At 53.7% G+C, this 17726-nt stretch carries 10 protein-coding genes and 2 pseudogenes; 6 read left to right on the top strand and 6 right to left on the bottom strand.

Annotated features, from left to right (window positions below; genetic code table 11):
- Positions 1 to 28: 28 nt before the first annotated feature.
- Both C1J05_RS10650 and C1J05_RS10645 read right to left on the bottom strand, forming a co-directional pair.
- The gene (locus C1J05_RS10650) at positions 29 to 733 is read right to left on the bottom strand and encodes a c-type cytochrome (protein WP_114870234.1); all 705 of its coding nucleotides are present in this window, start codon (positions 731 to 733) and stop codon (positions 29 to 31) included.
- A 61-nt stretch (positions 734 to 794) separates the two neighbouring features.
- Complete coding sequence (locus C1J05_RS10645; protein ID WP_114870233.1) at positions 795 to 2063, bottom strand: sulfite oxidase; 1269 nt, start codon at positions 2061 to 2063, stop codon at positions 795 to 797.
- Between the two features lie 398 nt (positions 2064 to 2461).
- Here C1J05_RS10645 and C1J05_RS21415 point away from each other — a divergent pair, with 398 nt between their 5' ends.
- Positions 2462 to 2626 (top strand): hypothetical protein, encoded by a 165-nt coding sequence (locus C1J05_RS21415; RefSeq protein WP_162797996.1) that lies wholly within the window; start codon positions 2462 to 2464, stop codon positions 2624 to 2626.
- Positions 2627 to 3920: 1294 nt separating this feature from the next.
- Here the strand turns inward: C1J05_RS21415 and C1J05_RS10640 are convergent.
- Positions 3921 to 5471 (bottom strand): recombinase family protein, encoded by a 1551-nt coding sequence (locus C1J05_RS10640; protein WP_302622796.1) that lies wholly within the window; start codon positions 5469 to 5471, stop codon positions 3921 to 3923.
- 64 nt (positions 5472 to 5535) lie between these two features.
- Between C1J05_RS10640 and C1J05_RS10635 the strand changes: the two genes are divergently transcribed.
- Complete coding sequence (locus tag C1J05_RS10635; RefSeq protein ID WP_114870231.1) at positions 5536 to 6240, top strand: IS6 family transposase; 705 nt, start codon at positions 5536 to 5538, stop codon at positions 6238 to 6240.
- Between the two features lie 194 nt (positions 6241 to 6434).
- On the opposite strand, the gene C1J05_RS10630 is transcribed toward C1J05_RS10635, so the two are convergent.
- Entirely contained in the window at positions 6435 to 8150 is a 1716-nt protein-coding gene (locus C1J05_RS10630) for a mechanosensitive ion channel family protein (protein ID WP_114870230.1), read from the bottom strand.
- A gap of 243 nt (positions 8151 to 8393) precedes the next feature.
- On the opposite strand from C1J05_RS10630, the pseudogene C1J05_RS10625 reads away from it, so the two are divergent.
- A pseudogene (locus C1J05_RS10625) lies at positions 8394 to 8634 on the top strand (IS30 family transposase); the annotation flags it as partial.
- Positions 8635 to 8817: 183 nt separating this feature from the next.
- Here C1J05_RS10625 and C1J05_RS10620 read toward each other — a convergent pair.
- Positions 8818 to 12441 carry a flavoprotein gene (locus C1J05_RS10620; protein ID WP_114870229.1) on the bottom strand — a complete coding sequence of 1208 codons (3624 nt, stop codon included), beginning with the start codon at positions 12439 to 12441 and terminating at the stop codon, positions 8818 to 8820.
- A 33-nt stretch (positions 12442 to 12474) separates the two neighbouring features.
- The gene (locus C1J05_RS10615; protein ID WP_162797995.1) at positions 12475 to 15777 is read right to left on the bottom strand and encodes an adenylate/guanylate cyclase domain-containing protein; all 3303 of its coding nucleotides are present in this window, start codon (positions 15775 to 15777) and stop codon (positions 12475 to 12477) included.
- Between the two features lie 210 nt (positions 15778 to 15987).
- On the opposite strand from C1J05_RS10615, the pseudogene C1J05_RS10610 reads away from it, so the two are divergent.
- From C1J05_RS10610 to C1J05_RS10600, 3 genes and pseudogenes are all read left to right on the top strand, one after another.
- Positions 15988 to 16122 (top strand): annotated as a pseudogene (locus C1J05_RS10610) (IS6 family transposase); the annotation flags it as partial.
- A 57-nt stretch (positions 16123 to 16179) separates the two neighbouring features.
- Entirely contained in the window at positions 16180 to 16884 is a 705-nt protein-coding gene (locus C1J05_RS10605) for an IS6 family transposase (RefSeq protein WP_114870227.1), read from the top strand.
- Between the two features lie 252 nt (positions 16885 to 17136).
- The gene (locus C1J05_RS10600) at positions 17137 to 17712 is read left to right on the top strand and encodes a hypothetical protein (RefSeq protein ID WP_114870226.1); all 576 of its coding nucleotides are present in this window, start codon (positions 17137 to 17139) and stop codon (positions 17710 to 17712) included.
- Positions 17713 to 17726 lie beyond the last annotated feature (14 nt).

The following is a 17726-nucleotide window of genomic DNA, read 5'->3' as shown; positions in this document are numbered from 1 at the left end:
TAGGCCCCGCACACAGAAGATCAGTTATTTATGGCCGCGGAAAATTAGGCCGATCTTCATTATAGTGGGTTGCAAGGTAATCAATGATTTCCGTACGGTCGGGCTCAGGTATTTCCGACATACCCTGTTCTTCGACCATCCATTCCAGCAACTCGTCCCAATGCGCGCGGGACAGTCCCTGTTGTGCGATGATCATTTCCGAGTGACAGGCTGTGCATGCATAATAGGTCGTTTCAACACCAGAAGCATCGAACAAACTGCCGAATTCATACACTTCTTCCTGTGGCTCTTCCTTCGCGGACGTCTCTGTTGTTTTGAATTCCTGGGGATCGTCTGAGTTGCTGTTCAGGAACGCAATGACATCGGCGCGGTCCTCCTCCGACTTCAGACCCGGAAAGCTCATTCGTGTCCCCTTCACAGCTTTCCGTGGGTTCTTAAGGTATGCACTTAGCCGGTCGGGGGACCATTCGCCGCCAAAACCTTGAATGGCATCGGAATAACGAAAACCCTCAACCGACGCTACAGGTTGTCCAACGATCCCATAGAGATTGGGCCCAACACGGTTTTTACCACCTTTTTCAACGGTATGGCAGCTTGTGCATTTTTTGAAGACACGCTCTCCGGCGCTCGCGTCGGCTGTACCCAGTGCTGCCGTTATATCTGCCGTGACAGGCCCGGCAAGAAATGCCGCGGCGCACGCGGTTACGACGCTTCGCAAGTGTGCGAATGACATGAAACGCTCCTGTAATTAGAAATTTATAGGGCGACCTGCGTCAGGCCGCCCTAAAGTAAAATCAGCTGACGCGGACGCCGACCCTGTGCATTGTATTGTTCAGATACCCTTTGGCATTCCAGTCGATTGCGAAGGGTTGCATAATGCCATCACTGTCAGTCGCCCGGGCCCAGACCTCATAGTAGCCCGCCTGTGGAAAAGTGACGGTGGCCCGCCAATTCTGCCAGGCACCGTCGTTGACAGGCGCGTCAAGGTCTGCATCCATCCAGGTCTTGCCAAAGTCCTTGGAAATCTCGACCTTATCTATCGAGCGGTCACCTGCCCATGCATGACCACGCACCTCGGTTTCTGAACCGCTCAGGTCAGTTCCGTTCGCGGGGAAAGTCACGAGCGATTTGACAGGCATTCGCTGGATGATCTCCCAGTCCTCCTTGGGGATCTCTTGCCCCGGTTCGACGGGATAGGCCGGAACCTTGTAGGATGTGCCGGTCATTTTGGCTCCATCGTGAACCTGATCGCGCAGTTCTATCCGGCTGAGCCACTTCTGCGAGCACGACCCTGGCCAGCCGGGAACAACAAGACGCAGAGGAGCGCCATTCATCGGATGCAGAGCTTCGCCATTCATCTCAAATGCGATGAGGATATTGTCAGTTAGTGCCTTTTCAATCGGCAGCCCGCGTGAAAGCGGCCGCTTTTCTGGGTCGCCAGAAAGGTGAACGTCAGCGCCGTAGTGCGCGGTATAGATAACGTTGGACTGAACACCTGCCTTCTCAAGCACGTCTTTCAGCCTTACACCAGTCCATTCAGAACAAGCAATCGCACCGTAGGTCCATTGATTTCCCTTTGCGGGCGGGTTGAAGAAGGCCCGGCCATTGCCGCCGCACTCAAGGGCGAGAGCCATGGTCACTACCTCAAACTGATCGCTCAAATCAGCAATAGACAGTTCAAGCGGTGCATCCACAAATCCGTCAACGGTCAGCGTCCAGGTCGCCGCGTCCATGCTGTCTGGCAATAATCCGTTGTTGCGAATAAAATGCCGGTCCGTTGGTGTAATCGCATCATCGAGAAGTTCCGGCGGCGTTTCCGCATTCACGGGACGGTCGTTCAAGAGGGTCAACCCATCCTTGCCTACAAGGACGTTGTCCTGAGCTGACGCTGCAGGTACGAAACCAAAAGGCAAGTTTTGGTGGAATGGGATTGATGTACCTACAATTGCAGCAATAGACGCAACGCTGGTCCTGGTTAAAAAACTACGGCGGTTCGGATCAATTTCTTCGTGCTGATCCACATTCCCATCCATATTCCCTTTTTTGTCAGTATCTAATGCCATCAATTCCTCCCTAGGCTGCTGCTTCCGGGCTCAATTCTAATAAACCCAGTACATAAAGGACGTTTTCAGGGGCCAATTTATTCCAGAGCCAGTTGCGTCTTCTCTAAGAAAATAGTCCTTTCTTTAAGGCATGCTGGAATTTGCCTATTAATGATCGCTTGATACCAATATTAATCGTGGATACGCCGCTGTGACGCGACGGTGGCCGCGTTAAAGCGAACAATATTATTTAAAGCGTCATTGGCCCTGAATACGTCGAGAGCCCCATTACCGAATGTCCGCGCCAGTGCCGGGCTCTGGGATGGCAGCAGTGCGCTGACATTTTTCCTATTGTTTTGGTTGACCGAACTGGTTCAGTTGCTATCCTCCGAAGCACTTGAGTGAAAAGGAGAACCGCAATGACGATCAAGGCCTTGGCCGCAGCGGTGGCCCTGAGCATCCTGCCCGCAATGGGAATTGCTTCTGAATGCAACGGGGGTAAGCAAAAGCAAGCTTCCATGACATGTGCCGAAGGTAGTGTTTACGACCCAGTAACCGATGGCTGCGTTCCGACAACAGGGTAACCCGTTTGTTTAACAAAAATTTCAAAGGTGCTTCTGATGGGGCGCCTTTTTTTTTGGAGTGCCTCACTATTTCGCATGGTAGAGGAACAGGGAAGACAGTTAGCAGGAATTTTCCAAAGGACGGCTTCGGGCTCAAGGCAGTCATTCGCCGCGGAGCGCACCAAGGTCCGCTTTGCCGAATTCATCAATTTTCGGTCTTGTAAATCCAGAGCCTAGTATGCGGGTGCTGGCGTTACGCATGGCGCAGGAAACTAATGCCGGTGTCGGGTTGTTTGGGCGCATGATTCCGAAGCGAGAGTATCCGCAAGCCCGATTTCTTTGACGCAGGTGGCGACTCACCCAATCTCTAAGTTTTGTTGCAGTTTTTGGATATGGGAAAAGGTCGCACCAATTCCACCTTGCATATCAAAAGGCCACTACTACTTTAAATTGTGGTAGCGGCGTTTGGCGCGCACGAGTTTCCTGGGTTGGGGGCAGTGCACTGGAATACCCCACCGTATGTCCGGCCACTGAATTTGGCGAACGTTGCTACCACCCCATGAACCCCACTCAAAGGCTACTCGACGCGCCCAGGTGCGGCGCCAAGGCCAAGTACACTCGCTAGCGTTGCCGTTGCCCTGCCGCTACTGCCATTTGGCATAGGCGGTCTTGGCTTCATTGGTCGTCGTAAAAGTAAGTCACAAAAGAATGCCGCCTCATAGAGGTGATCCCTTTTGGCTTTGGCTTTGGCTGTGAAATGGGATAGGTGCTGGATATCGGCTGGCTGCAAAGCGTGGGTGCGACTGGCGTGCCTGAACCGACTATTCTCAACTTCAGCGTGGTATTTTATGTGGTATTAATCGATATGCAATAAGTTTTTATTATATTTATCAAGTACTTAAGGCATAATCATTGCGGACACGCCCTCCGCCACCCACATAACCCATTGTAATTATGTGATAATTTATCAAAATTCTGTCCGATTTTCCCGCGATTTTGCGGGATTTGAGTCGTGCTGAGACGGGATTTCTGCTGATTTTCGCGGGCATTTGCGTGGTTGTCTCAGTTGGCTGGTTTGGACGGTGGGGTTTGGCGGGGAATTCCCTGTTAACAGGGAATTTACAGGGAATTTTTTCGATTTCGGCCTGTTTGAGTGGTTTTGGCGTGAATAAAGCGCTGGCATTACAATAGGTTAGAAGGAGAATTCCCTAAGATATGGAACAGGGAATTTTCTGACCCTTAACAGGGACTTTTCGCGGGCGAACAGGGATTTTCAGGGACGGAACAGGGAACGGGGTTGCAGGGGCGTTCGGGGTCAGGATTTTGCGTCAAACCCGAACAGGACCTCCTGAGCGTTCCAGTCCCGTGGCATGCGCGATCTGATCAGGGTTTCCAGGGTCAGAGATACCGGCTGGGTGCCGTCGATGATGGCTTTCTGGATCCGGGGAGCGAGGAAGGCCAGGAGCATGATGCGCGAGACATAGCTGTCGGACTTGTTGGCCTGCATCATGACCTCCCGGATCGAGGCACCTGCCTTCATGTGTCTCACCCAGGCATGCGCATTGCGCAGGGCGCGGATCATGGTTTTGTCGGGTACGGGCTGGAAGCTGCCCGCGATAATCTTCATCTCCGCCCCGCGTCGCCGGCAATGGAACGGGGCCTTGATGCGCAAAAGGGCGGGTGCGGGTTCACCCTCCTGCAGCTCCAGCGCATTCGAAAGCGCCGCCGCACACAGCGTGATGCCGAGCCTGTCTTTACGGATCGTGCCGCTGTCGATCAGAGGTGCCGCCTGGCGTATGCCTTCGTGTTCAATGCGTGCCGCCAGACTGTGTGCCCGCGCCGAGGCGTCCTGCAGCACCACGACATCCTTCGCAACGATGACCTCGTGTCTCTCGGCTGCGCGTGTCAGGCTGTCCTGAATGGCGCAGGCCACGGCGGCTTCAAATGCCTTGGCCGGCAATCGCCAGCCTGCAGGGTCCGGCTTTCCCGAGACCAGTCGGTTTGAGACATAGTAGCGATGACGACGATTGCCTTTCTTCGTGTGCGACGGTGTCAGGATGTCGCCGGTCTCGTCGCGGAGCTTGCCGAGCAGCGGCGCTTCGGCATTCAAGGCATGGGGGTGGGGGCCATTCGCTGTTTTGCTCCCGCGCTTGCGCATCGCCGTGGCTTCCAGCTTTGCCTGCACCCGGTCCCAAAGGGCCTGGTCGATGGTGGCGGCATGCAGGCCGGGGAACGATCTGTCCTTGTGCCGTATGCGCCCAAGATAGGTCGGATTGCGCAGAACGTGATAGATCTGGCCGCGACTGAAGGGGCGGTTGCCCTGTTCCCGACTGGTTTTGAAGACGTGGTGTTTGGAGCGCAGGCCTTCAACGTCCGCCTGTCGCGTCACCGCGTTGAGGCAACCCAGTTCCTGATAGAGGGCAAACAGCCGTCGCACCGTGACCGCCTCGCCTTCATTCAGGACCAGTTCCCGGCGGGTCCTGTCGGGATGCGGGTCATAGCCCAGCGGTGGCACACCCCCCATCCAGAGACCTTTCTTCTTGGAGGCGGCAATCTTGTCTCGAATACGTTCCGCGGTCACTTCCCGTTCGAACTGGGCAAAGGACAACAGCACATTCAAGGTGAGCCTCCCCATGGAGGATGAGGTGTTGAAGGCCTGGGTGACGGAGACAAAGGAACACCCGGCGGCGTCCAGCTGGTCCACCAGTTTTGCAAAATCGGCCAGGGATCGTGTGAGGCGATCGATCTTGTAGACCACCACCATGTCGATGCGGCCCGTCCCGATATCACCCAGCAACTGCTGCAGGGCCGGGCGCTCCAGGGTGCCGCCGGACTTGCCGCCATCGTCATACCGGGTGTTGAGCAGCTTCCAGGGTACTGTCAGAGCAAATTAGATTGAGACGGGCAGGGCGGTTTCGTAGCCTCACCGGATGACCAATCCTGACCCATTTCGCTATTTTAAAACGAGCCGTGAGATTATCCGCCTGGCGGTAATGTTGTACGTCCGGTTCCCGCTGTCGCTTCGGAATGTCGAAGATTTGCTGCACGAGCGCGGCATCGATGTCAGTCATGAGGCTGTGAGGTACTGGTGGCATCGGTTCGGTCCAATGTTCGCGGCGGAGATCCGAAAACGCCGAATTGCCGGTATGAAATCAAGCAAGTGGCGCTGGCATCTTGACGAGATGTTCGTCAAGATCAACGGTGAGCGGCACTACCTTTGGCGGGCCGTCGATCACGAGGGCGAGGTGCTCGAAAGCTACGTCACGAAGACCCGTGATAAGAAGGCGGCGTTGAAATTCTTAAAGAAAGCAATGCGTAAGCATGGTTGCCCGGAGGTGTTCGTCACGGACCTGCTGCGCTCATATGGTGCTGCGCTGAAAGAGATCGGCGCCGCAGACAGGCAGGAAACGGGCCGGTGGATGAACAACCGAGTGGAGAATTCACACCTGCCGTTTCGACGACGAGAGCGAGCCATGCTTCGGTTCAGACGGATGCGAAGTTTGCAGAAATTCGCCTCCGTCCACGCTTCCGTCTACAACCATTTTAATCAGGAACGCAGCCTCTCAAGTCGAACGAATTTCAAACTCAACCGCGCCGCCGCTCTGGCTGAGTGGCGCGGTCTCGGTGCGGAATAAAGGGCAGTCATATTGTCCTTGCAGAGACGAATTCGAATTGGTCTGACAGCGCCCAAATATCGGCGCGACGCATCCATTGCGCAAACATGAACAGCGGCCAAGGCATCGCAAATGCACCAGGAACCAGCGGTATGCCGTGGCCAACAGCTTAGATCGAACGCGTTGGACGAAGTAACGCCCCGTCCGATAATGGTTCATGATTTTGATGGCTCACTTGCGCTTGCAGCCGCAACCGCAGCACGTTGTTCCGAATTGGATTGGCCGGTGGCGCTTTCAACATCTGGCATGGCAACTCGAACCTCTTTGCGTGCGAAGTTTATACCAGCCTCATCAAAAGCAGCCTTCACGCGTGCTTGCAGTTCTGCGCGAATGGTGAATTGCTCACCTGGCTTGGTCATAAACTTGCCCCTGACAACCATACCCACATCATCGAAGTCAAACACACCCTGGCTCTTAAAAGGCTCAATGAAACTTTCGGCAAAGGCCGGGTCGGCCATCATGTCTTCGCCGATTTCTTTGAATTTCCCTTTAATCAACTTGGGATCGGTTTCGTAGGGCACCGTAAAACTGAGCTGAACGATAACCCAATCACGGCTGAAATTCGTGACCTGGGCAATTTGCCCATAAGGGATGGTATGAACGGCCCCAAGGTGATGGCGCAGTTGCATCGAACGGATCGAGATTTTCTCGACATTGCCCATCGCATCGCCGACTTTGACGTATTCGCCTTTGCGGAAGGCGTCATCCATCAGGAAGAAAACGCCAGACAGGATATCCCGCACTAAAGCCTGTGCACCGAGCCCGATAGCAATGCCGCCCACGCCAAGACCGGTGACGACGGAGTATGCAGGGAAACCAAACCTTTGTGCTGCGGCCACAATCAGAGCGAAAAGAAACAGTCCCACGACGATCCAGCTAACAACCGTCAATAAGAGCACGCCTGCCGAGTTCTGTTCCAATCCCCGTACCCAACTCACCAAATCGACACACAAGTTTCCGGCAACAATCACGATCCAGCCCAGCAACACAAAGCGCAGTAAGGCCAGGGCATAAGCAACAGTGATTTGAGTATCGCCAGTGAGATTGACGATTTCGTCCACGAACCAGGCCGCAGCTATTGTGAGTACCAGTGCACCAAGCAATGTCATAAACTGTCGACGGCGTCTCGCTCGTTCCTGGTTTTCGGTTTCTGCGCCGGCGACTGAACGCGATACACGCAGGATTGGCACAAACTGCAACACAATAAGCAATGCGATTACGAACAGCGCGGTCCACTGCCAATAGGTCTGGTCAAACGCGGTTCTCTTACTCCATTCTGGCAGGCGTTCGCTCCAGCGCAGCGCAATTCCGGGACCGGGCGTTGTGAGATATGCTGTATAGAGACCTGGCGTAGTGGCGTTTGAGTAAGGAAGATCGCGCACCGATTCATAGTACTCGCGTATGTTTTGAGCGGTTTGGCTTGTGAATAGGTATTCGCCCGAACGCGGTCCCTCATCAATGAGCGATATTGTAATCGGCGTATTGGGTATACGCCATTTTTCCGGCAACTCTGAGGCCGCTGAGGGTACCGTCGAAAGGTCGGGAAGCCCGATGCGGTCTAACACCTCGTCCAACATCAGGGCCATTTCGATGGATTGACTCCGCCGAATTTCGGCCGGGAAAGCGGACATGTCTATCGTAGCTGCGGCGCGGCGCAGCGGCAAAACTGTGTCACTGCCGCGTGCGCCATCTCCCGTTGCAATCACGTATACTTCGTCCATTGCATTTACGAAGGATTGCAGTGTCGCTTGCGGGCTGCCGGTCTGCGGAGGTCGCAGCGGGTGATCAACCGTCTGAGCTGCGAGAGGCAACGACGCCATATTGGCGAGGCAAAGAAAAAATATGAAAACCGAGCGATATAGGTGCGTCATTACGTTATGTCAGTCGCCTTCTTTCCATCTGAGTGAGTTTCACTTCATTGACAACGATTTCGGCGGCTTAGGCAACTAAAACTGGCTATTCGATGTTCAGGGAACCCCGTGATCTGATAAGCAAAACAAGTCGGATTCTCAATTAAACATTCAGTTTCTTTTCGAGCGGCAGGTTTGCCTAGCGGTTTCAACGGGTCGACGCAACACTTTAATCTTTTTGGTAAGATGGAGTGTTAAGCATGAAGTATGGCGACCAAGATCGACGTCTATTTTTGTGATCCACAGTCTCCGTGGCAGCATGGTAGTAACGAAAACACCAACCGCCTTCTCAGGCAATACTTTCCGAAAAGGCATTGACATCTCAGGCTTCAGTCAGGCCGAACTCAGTGCCGTTGCACGCCAGCTCAACGAGCGGCCCAGAAAGACCTTGCAATATCATACACCGGCAGAGACGTTTGAGGCCTGTGTTGCAGCGACCCGTTGAAACCACAGCCCAAAGCTGACGATTTGATTGCCTACGAATGCCGCTCATCATAAAGTGGCTTCGCCTTCGATGGGACCAAACGCGTCTTGCCAACGGCAACGGCTCAAGCACTTTAGAGTGACGAGCCTAGCCCTATCGCTGAATGCGAAAGAGCCCGTCAAAGCCCGTCAGCTGTATCATATTCTAAACGCTCTCTGTTTTCGGTATCGCGATGGCCATTTCCTGAGTGTACTCGGAAACGATTTCAGACTCACCTGCGGAGACCGCAGCTTCATATTGCGCGGCGTTTACTATAAAATAACAAAAGGCCTTTTCAGTCTTGCCTTCCACCTCAACGGCAATTGTCTTGCGCACATAGGTGTTGTTTTCGTGGTTGTTGGGGTCGTAACCTTCGAGCCTATCGAGCTCTTTCAGGCCCCGTGCGGTCACGCGGTAGACTTCACCGCTGATATGTTTACCCGACCCTTTTTTGTCAACCAGCGTAGCCATTCGGTGTAAAAAACCGCAATTAGGATTGTTGCAGCCCGGTGTTTTCTGCACGATAAGAGGTAAGGCCTGCGTGGTCGTAGCCACCCCGACAAAATCGCTCAGCAACTTCGCGTTTTTCTCAAAGTTCGGGAAGCCACGCTTTAGTGAACCATACGTAAAGTAGAGATACGTCGTGTCGTTGTCGTCGTCCAGTGACTCGTCCTCGTCGTTAACTTCAAGCTCGAGAGTGTCGTGACTCATGTTCTTGGCCCAACCGTTGAGCAATTCTAGGGTCTCGTCTGACAGTTCAACCTTCGAATCCGCCAACATCCGCATGCAACTCAGGATCTTGAACTCACCGGTGTTGAGGATCAGTTTGATGATATCTTCGGCACCGTTCTTGATGGCAACATGCATCGCGGAGTAACCGGCGACATTAACGCTGTTCACGTCGATACCGAACTTCAGCAACTCTTCTACAGCTGCAACATGTTCAATGCCATGGGTCGTTCCTGTGCCCAATATTTCGCCGGGACCACCACATGCAAAATGAAGCAATGTATCTTTCGTTTCGTGATCGAGAACGTGCACGCCGACCACGTCTTCTCGTATCATTCTGAAGATGCGCTCCCAAAGGAGAGGGTCACGCGACATTGCCGCTTCTTTTGCCCACTTGATAACCCGGTCCGGTTGATGGTCCAGATCGTCAAACGCAATGTTAAGTGCCGTAACGATTTCGTCAGGTGTTGCCATGGCACCAATGCCGAGCGTGCCATTCGACAGTGTGGACCGGCGCGGCCCCGCGAATGTTCCACCCAGACGCTTGAGGATAGCTATATTGTTCTGCGTCGTGATGTTGTTCCACATATTTGTGTTGCAGGCAGGGCAGAATATCACGGGCTTGGTTTGATACTGCCAGGCGACAAAAACTGACGTCAGCAGAGTGTCTCCGATACCATGCGCAATTTTGCCCATGGTGTTGCATGTGATCGGCGCGACAACCACACAATCCGCCCAATCGCACAAGGCGAGGTGAGATGCGCGTACTGCCATGTCGAACTGAGTGTAACGGAAATTCCATTCATCGCTGTCCCGATAAACATCCTTGGGGGTGATATGGTCGTAGATGTCGTACGGACGCTCTTCTCGCTTTTTGACATCTTTAAAAAAATGCTCAGCGTGCGGCGAAGGTATCAGTTTCACGTTGTGGCCAAGGTCGGTGAGCTTTTGCACAAGCTCCGGCACTTTATCCGCCGCAGAGGACCCGCAGGCGCATAGCAACACGTTGCGTTTCCCGTCACGCGGGTCCGTCAAACCACCTTTGGGATATCCGTAGTCGTTGTGCTCAAGGCTCGGTGTCTCGGTTTTCAACAAGACGCGCAAACCTGCCTTCTTGATGTCTTCCTGAAGCCGTCCGGCTATGTAGGAATCCATGATGTCTTTTCTTTTCCCGAGGTACTGCCTTTCCAAGAACAGGTACGGCACCGTCAGTTTGCCGGTCATCGTTTCAAGCTGCCGCCGCATGCGTGTCGCAAGCGTGCCGTCGCCGGACACATCAATCTCGACCAGATCCTCGGCGCCGATGTTGTTGAGCACACTGTGCAGCATGTAGGACCACGGATCGTCGTCGGAATAAAACAGGATCAGTTTGTTCTCGTCGATCAACCGCTGAACGTCACCGGGATCACGCGGCTTTTCACGTTCCTGCAGCACGACCATTTCGAGGTCTTTGTTGTCGCGCAGCCCATGAAAGAGGGTGGTACGGGGTATCTGCCAAACTTGTGAAGTCGCAGGGCTCATGTCCACGAGGGTGACGTAATCGGTTGTTTCATCGTATGCGATGCAAAGGCACCAGAACTCTTGCAAGAGGGTTGTTTCAGTGAATTCGCTACTGGGCAGAGCCACCGCGTTGTGCCCGAGCACTTGGTTCAAGTCGATGTTGATCTGCAAGTGACGTTTTTTTTTCTCCTTCTGGTTCTGGGGCCGCTTGAGGGTCTGTAATTGCGCCTCGAACCAGGCCTCCGGCGTGTCGGGGCTGTCTTTAGTTCTGGTATTGAACGATCGAAATTCGGCTTCTACATGCAGGTCTTCCATTTTCGCAAGATACAGCCGCGCGATTTTGGTGAGCTCTGCAGCCGACCGGACCTTGCTGAGGGACTCCGTATATGAAAGTTCTGCGACCTGCATCAGCTTGTCTTCGCTGGCGCCGTTATCTCCAAAAATCTCGAAACTCTCTGCAAGAACGCTCAAACCGTTGAGGTTGGGAGTGGAGCGTCTGAACATCTCATGTCGTTTGTCATTCGAGATGTTGAGATGAATCGTGCTATCCACGTAACGGATCTCACGTTTGATAGCCTTGAGCTCGGTTGCGACCGCACCTCGGGCCGAGAACCGAAGTATGCCCCGCGCGCGATGCGAGCTTCCATCGCGATCGGACATAGCAGCATAAAGCCGACCCACAGTCGTCACCCACAATTTGCCATATTTCTCCGGGTGAACGTCCATCATGTGAAGCAAACCGGTGCTCGGGTTGCACTTGGCGATCACGGCAAAATGCCCGCCGGGCATCGGACGGCCATGGGCAATGCCTACCTGAAAATTGGCAACAATGATGTCGTCTTTACCTGCCACACGCTCGGATTCGAGAATGGCTTCCATCAACGTTTCCGCGCTCGTTGTTTCAGGGTCCATAAAGAACGGCGTCACCTTGACCCGATCCCGAAGACCAACAGTGTGGATGTAATTGCATGCGATATCGAAAAGCTCACCCAGCGCTATTCCCGTGTTGACGACATAGGAACTCGGCAAGTTGACCTTCCGGAAGATGTCGTTGACCTCGCAAGAGAAGCCAAGCGCCGTCATACTCAGTGCCGCGGCGGTGACGCTGCAGCAATTGATGGATTGCTGGAAGTCCTGCATGTAGACGTTCACGAGGTCGCCGAAAAGCGTTGAGACAAACACTTCGCGCGTCTCGTCTTTCAGATCGGTCCACTTGTTGCGCGATAAGCAGGCCAGCGTCGTGGTTTGCTGTGCCTGCGCTGTCAAACCAACGGGCAGTTCCGAATATGCGAGGTGCGCCTCGTAAAAGTAATCACCCGCGCCAGCCTGCGCTAGTTTCTCGTCATTCTGCAAAAGGGCGACGCTGCCTTCAAGGACAACAAACATCCCGGTTGGCGGCAGGATATCACCTTCAGAAACGTTCAAGACATTGAACGATGCTCTCAATTCCGGTGGTTCGCTTAAAGTCACCGCATCCGGCAAAGCCTCAAGAACAACCGCCCATTGATCGTCATTTACAACCTGCGTCGATTCCGTCTCCAAAGCTTGTGTGTCGGCCATGGGGTGTTTCCTCTCCTGCGCGTACGATCGGTTTCAGGTAACCGCCGTCTGATACTGTTTTTTGCGTATGACCGGCATGGCGTTAAAAAGGCATGCCGCTTCGGCCGTCGTTCGAAGTTTTGTCAATGCATCGTTGTCTGGGTTGCCGCGCGCTTTATTTGCGAGCGCTCTGGTCCGTTGAATGTGATACTGCGACCATGGCGTCGGTTCTGCTGAAGTGTAGGTTTCGAGGGCCGTGGACAAACGCTCCGCTTCATCGAACGCCTCTGCGTTCAGGCAAGCTTGCATGGCATTCCGGTAAAACCGAAAGTAGTTATGACCCACGCAACCTTTGGCGAGCAAAGCCTCCCCTTCTTCCAGAATTTCAACGCGTCGCGCAGGGTTTAATGTTGTCAGTGCAACAGTGGACATGACCCAAGGGCCAATGAATGTATCGAGGCCCATATCACGGACTTTCCTGAGCGCTGCCTCGGCGAGTTGCTCTGCTTCAATTTCATTGCCCTGTTCAAACTCTATGCGAGCAAGTGTCTCTTCCAAAAAGGGTACAAAGCGTTTGGCACCGAGGCGCCCCGCCAATTTGCTTCCCCGGTTGATCTCGGAGCGTGCTTCGGCATAACGCGCCATCGACGTGAGGATCCAGCCTGCTGTCAGTCGTGACACGATTTCCGGACGGTGGGTTCCAAGTTTTTGCGCCAATTCGCCCGACTGCAAGGCACAGGCAAGTGCTTGTTCGGTTTGATTCATGTAGATTTTTGTAGTGGCCAACATGAACAGATTAGCACTCTGCACGGCACCTAAACCATGCTGCTCGCAAAGCTGCAGGCAGTTTTCTATGACCTTGTGAGCTGTGAACATTCTGCCGCGCGCATAAGCGGCGTCCCCCAACCCGCTCAGCGCCAAGGCTTGTCGTTCCGGCAAATCTGCTCTTTGCGCATACTCAAGGGATTTAGAATGTTCTTTGTGGCAATCGTCCAAAGCACCTCGTGGAAAATGCAGGCTCCCACGCAGATAGTGAATATTGCTCAACTCAGACAAAAGCTCGCCACCTTCGGCGATGGTCTGGGCTTCGTCAAGAACCGTGTATGCTTCATCAATCCGGTCCAGGATACGCATAGCCGCAGCAATGCCGATCATCGAGCGGCATTTGTCTAACGCATGCGCTGCACATTTCTGCGCCTCGCGGAAACACGCTATGGATTTCTCGCTGTCACCCGTTTCCCGCAGCACATCGCCTTTAACCCGCAAAAGAGCACCGCGCGTTTCTGCCTCGGGATCGCAGCTCAACCCGTTTTGCGCAAATTCTAGAGCATCCTCGGCTTTGAACCCATCCCTTGCGTCACGCGCCGCCGCGAGAAACGCGTTGGCGGCTCTCGGGTCTTCAGCGAACGAAAGATGCTGCGCGTAGAGCACGACATCGCGCTTCTCAAACCAATTAGCGGCTGCCAAATGCAATGCACGCAAGTCCTTCCGCAGAATGGTTCTGAGAATGGCATCACGTATCAGAGCATGGGCAAAAAGATATCCGTCATCGATGGGTTTTATCAAAGCCGCGTCCAGCAAGGGACGTTCGTCATATACGCTCAGGTCTGCAATTTGAGTGACAGCGCTCATCTTAAAACGTTGTCCCAGCACCGCTGCCGCATGCAGTATTTTTTTGTCTTGCGGTGCAAGGCGGTCAAAGCGGGCTTGAATTAAGCTCTGGATCGAACTCGGAACGAGACCATCCACGTCGTTGGCATGAGCCAGCATTTGAACGAGAAAAAGAGGGTTTCCCTGTGCCTTCTCAATGCACTCATCCACCATCTGGTTCGTCACGCGGATGGTCATCTGCGCAAGCTCCATCGCATCAGTCGCTTTCAACGCGCCCAGAGTCATCGCCCTTACACGCGCGGAGCTGTCTATTGGCGCAATGTCCATATCCATCACGTGGCCTTCCATACGTGATGTAATCAAAAGAAAGATCGGATTTGCCTGAGTCTCTTCGACGATAATATTTATAATGGGCAGCATTTTGAGCTCCGCCCAATGGATATCCTCCAAAACGATCATCTGTGGCGTTTGTGCCGAGAAGTAGCGCACGACGCGCCGGATCGTTTCATGCAGGCCTTCCATGCGTGCGGTGTCACTCATCGCGCCCAAAATCACGGACATGTCATGATCCGGTTTGACGCCGAGGATCTGAACCATAAAGAGCGTGGAGATTTCATTGAGAACGTTCGCTTCAGTCAATCGCTTGATCGTCGACATTACGGCCGAATGTTGAGCGTGCTCGCCAAGACCGCACATACTGCTAATGATCTTGTTGACGGGCGACGCTGAGTCTCCCAGACCGAAGTCAAGAAACAGCGCGAAGTGTTCTTGAAAACCTTTCGCCCTGGCCGCCTGAAGCGTTTCCTGGACCAGCCTTGTCTTGCCAATACCGGCGTCTCCTCGCAGGTATATTGTTTCTCCCGTCCGGCGGGAGACGGTCCCATCAAGTGCTTTACCCAGCAAATCGACTTCTCTGTCGCGTCCGACGATTTTGCTTTGCGCGACAGCTCTCCCAAAACCGACGAAACGGTGTGCAAGAAACGGAGTATCGTAACCCTTGACTTCCAGCGACACGGGCGCACCGCACTCGATGCGCTGGCTGAGAGACAGAAAAATCTTGTCGTCGATCAGTGTTTCCCTAGGCGCCGCCTGATCGGCAAGGCGGGATGCCAAGTTCACAGTATCGCCTGTTAACGTGAAGTCTTGATCTTTTCGGTGACCATAACCTCTTTTGGAGAATAGAACATTTCCCGCTGCAGCGCCGATGTGCACGGTCAGTTCACGCCCAAATCTTCGAGATATTTCTTCCATGGCGCGGTGCATCTCGATGGTCGTGCGCAAAGCCCGTTCACTATCGTTGCCAAAAGAGACCGGAGCGCCAAACACTGCCATGACGCAATCGCCGATATGACGGTCGACCGTGCCGCCCATACGCACCACAATCTCATTGAAGCGTTCGTACAAACTAGAGAGCACATCGTGCAGGTCTTCTTTGTCCAATTCGCGCGACAACGCGGTGTAGCCGCTGAGATCGGCAAAAATTGTGGTGACGTCTCTTCGCTCTGCATCAGTAGACCCTTCAAGGTCTGTCGACGAGGGCGCAGTGTTCGATGGCTCGTAGGTCTCCGCCGCCTTCTTGAGGCCCGCCAAGATTTTCTTCCGATGGCCCAGCGAGTCAATCCCGATTTCCTTTAATTCATCGAGGGTAAGATCGTCAATAAGCGACATATCAATGTCATTTTGCACAAAAGCATCAAGGTATTGAGAAAAACCTATGCTGCTCAGTACTTTTTCAAGTTCATCCACAAAACCGACCCTCACGATCACGTGCGCAGCCTACTACTTTCGATTGTACGAAAGCAATTGTTAACCATTAAAATTAACGGATGAAAAAGGCCAAATGCTATCGCTTGAGCAGCCCCACTTGATTGGTCCAGATTGAAAGTTAGTGCATGGTTTGGCTTTGTCAGAAGAAACTGACTTGAGCCGGGCAGGACGGTTTCGTAACGTCTGAAGATGACAAAATCTGACCCATTTCGCTATTTCAAAACAAGTCGTGAGATAATCCGCCTGGCGGTAATGCTGTACGTCCGTTTCCCGCTGTCGCTGCGCAATGTGGAAGATTTGCTCCACGAACGCGGCATCGACGTGGGTTCTGTCAGAGCAAAATCACTTGAGGCGGGCAGGGCGGTTTTGTAGCTTTGCCGGATGACCAAATCTGACCCATTTCGCTATTTCAAAACGAGCCGTGAGATCATCCGCCTGGCGGTAATGCTTTATGTCCGTTTCCCGCTGTCGCTACGCAATGTGGAAGATTTGCTCCACGAACGCGGCATCGATGTTAGTCATGAATCGGTGAGATATTGGTGGCATCGGTTTGGCCCGTTGTTCGCTGCCGAGATAAGAAAGCGCCGGATTGAGGCTATGAAATCCAGTCGCTGGCGCTGGCTTTTGGATGAGATGTTCGTAAAAATCAACGGTGAGCAGCATTATCTATGGCGGGCTGTCGATCATGAAGGCGAAGTTCTGGAAAGCTACGTCACAAAGACGCGCGACAAGAAGGCCGCGTTGAAATTCCTAAAGAAAGCAATGCGCAAGTACGGCAATCCTGAAGTGATTGTGACGGACGGGCTGGCATCGTACGGCGCTGCGCTGAAAGAAATCGGTGCGGAACACCGCCAAAACACCGGCCGCTGGCTGAACAACCGAGTGGAAAATTCACATCTGCCGTTTCGACGACGAGAACGGGCCATGCTTCGCTTCCGGCGTATGCGAAGTTTGCAGAAATTCGCCGCCGTTCACGCTTCCGTCTACAATCACTTTAATCAGGAACGCAGCCTTTCAACTCGAACGAATTTCAAACTCAACCGTGCCGCCGCTCTGGCTGAGTGGCGCGGTCTCGGTGCGAATTAACGGGCAGTGTCGCTGTCCTTGTAGAGACGGGTTCGAATTGGTCTGACAGCACCGCCACCTTCCCTGTCAAGTTTGTTACACCGCCCTGACGGGTACAGGTGCTCTGTTTTCTTCAAATGTCATGCAGTTCGGGTTTCTGTTCGGTTGGGGTCGTGAAAATGGCGGCGCGGACCGGACCAGAGGTTGGCATCGAATTGATTAACCGAAGTCAATGCGCGTGCGGTCCGGTCTGCCTAAAAAGGGGCTGTGCGGATGGCAGGCTGTGGGTCGGGCGGCGCAGATGGTCTGACCATCGGCGAAATGGAATGGTGTGTTGTGCGTAAATGGCTTTTTGTATTCCGGATGTTGGCACTGACCTGTTGGGTTGGCATGGCGCATGCACAGGAGATCGACCCCCATAGCGTGTACGAGAAAAACTGTTCCGGATGTCACGCGCCCCATGCGGGCGAGTTTGTTTCCCAGAGCACGAAGATGACCAGTGGCACCCTTGTCGGGAAAGAAAGCGGCAAACCGGTTTCGGACTATCTGGCGGCGGGTCACGGTGGCCTGTCGGTTGTGGAAGCCGAGGTTCTGATGGAGCATATGTTCGGCATCTGGAAATCCGGGCGGGTTTTTCAGCAAAAATGCAAAATCTGCCATACCAACGCGAAAGAATTGGCACGCTCTACCCTGATCCTGCGCGATGACATGCTGCTTGGCCGATATTCAGACAGAAATATCGCGCAATTTCTGACAAACCATGGCCGCCTTGATCCAGATGAGGTTCAAAGGATGGTTGATGTGCTGAAGCGCCAGCTTGAGACCATGGCGCCGCCCGGAACCGAGTAAGGCAAAGGATTGGA

The sequence above is a fragment of the Sulfitobacter sp. JL08 genome, assembly GCF_003352045.1.
Taxonomy (GTDB): domain Bacteria; phylum Pseudomonadota; class Alphaproteobacteria; order Rhodobacterales; family Rhodobacteraceae; genus JL08.
This window is presented reverse-complemented; position numbering and strand designations above follow the sequence as displayed.

What these genes read in the sequence shown, in the direction of transcription:
- C1J05_RS10630 (WP_114870230.1), bottom strand. Translation starts at nt 8,150, where the DNA reads ATGACGCACCTATATCGCTCGGTTTTCATATTTTTTCTTTGCCTCGCC.
- C1J05_RS10600 (WP_114870226.1), top strand. Translation starts at nt 17,137, where the DNA reads ATGGCAGGCTGTGGGTCGGGCGGCGCAGATGGTCTGACCATCGGCGAA.
- C1J05_RS10620 (WP_114870229.1), bottom strand. Translation starts at nt 12,441, where the DNA reads ATGGCCGACACACAAGCTTTGGAGACGGAATCGACGCAGGTTGTAAAT.
- C1J05_RS10650 (WP_114870234.1), bottom strand. Translation starts at nt 733, where the DNA reads ATGTCATTCGCACACTTGCGAAGCGTCGTAACCGCGTGCGCCGCGGCA.
- C1J05_RS21415 (WP_162797996.1), top strand. Translation starts at nt 2,462, where the DNA reads ATGACGATCAAGGCCTTGGCCGCAGCGGTGGCCCTGAGCATCCTGCCC.
- C1J05_RS10635 (WP_114870231.1), top strand. Translation starts at nt 5,536, where the DNA reads ATGACCAATCCTGACCCATTTCGCTATTTTAAAACGAGCCGTGAGATT.
- C1J05_RS10605 (WP_114870227.1), top strand. Translation starts at nt 16,180, where the DNA reads ATGACCAAATCTGACCCATTTCGCTATTTCAAAACGAGCCGTGAGATC.
- C1J05_RS10645 (WP_114870233.1), bottom strand. Translation starts at nt 2,063, where the DNA reads ATGGCATTAGATACTGACAAAAAAGGGAATATGGATGGGAATGTGGAT.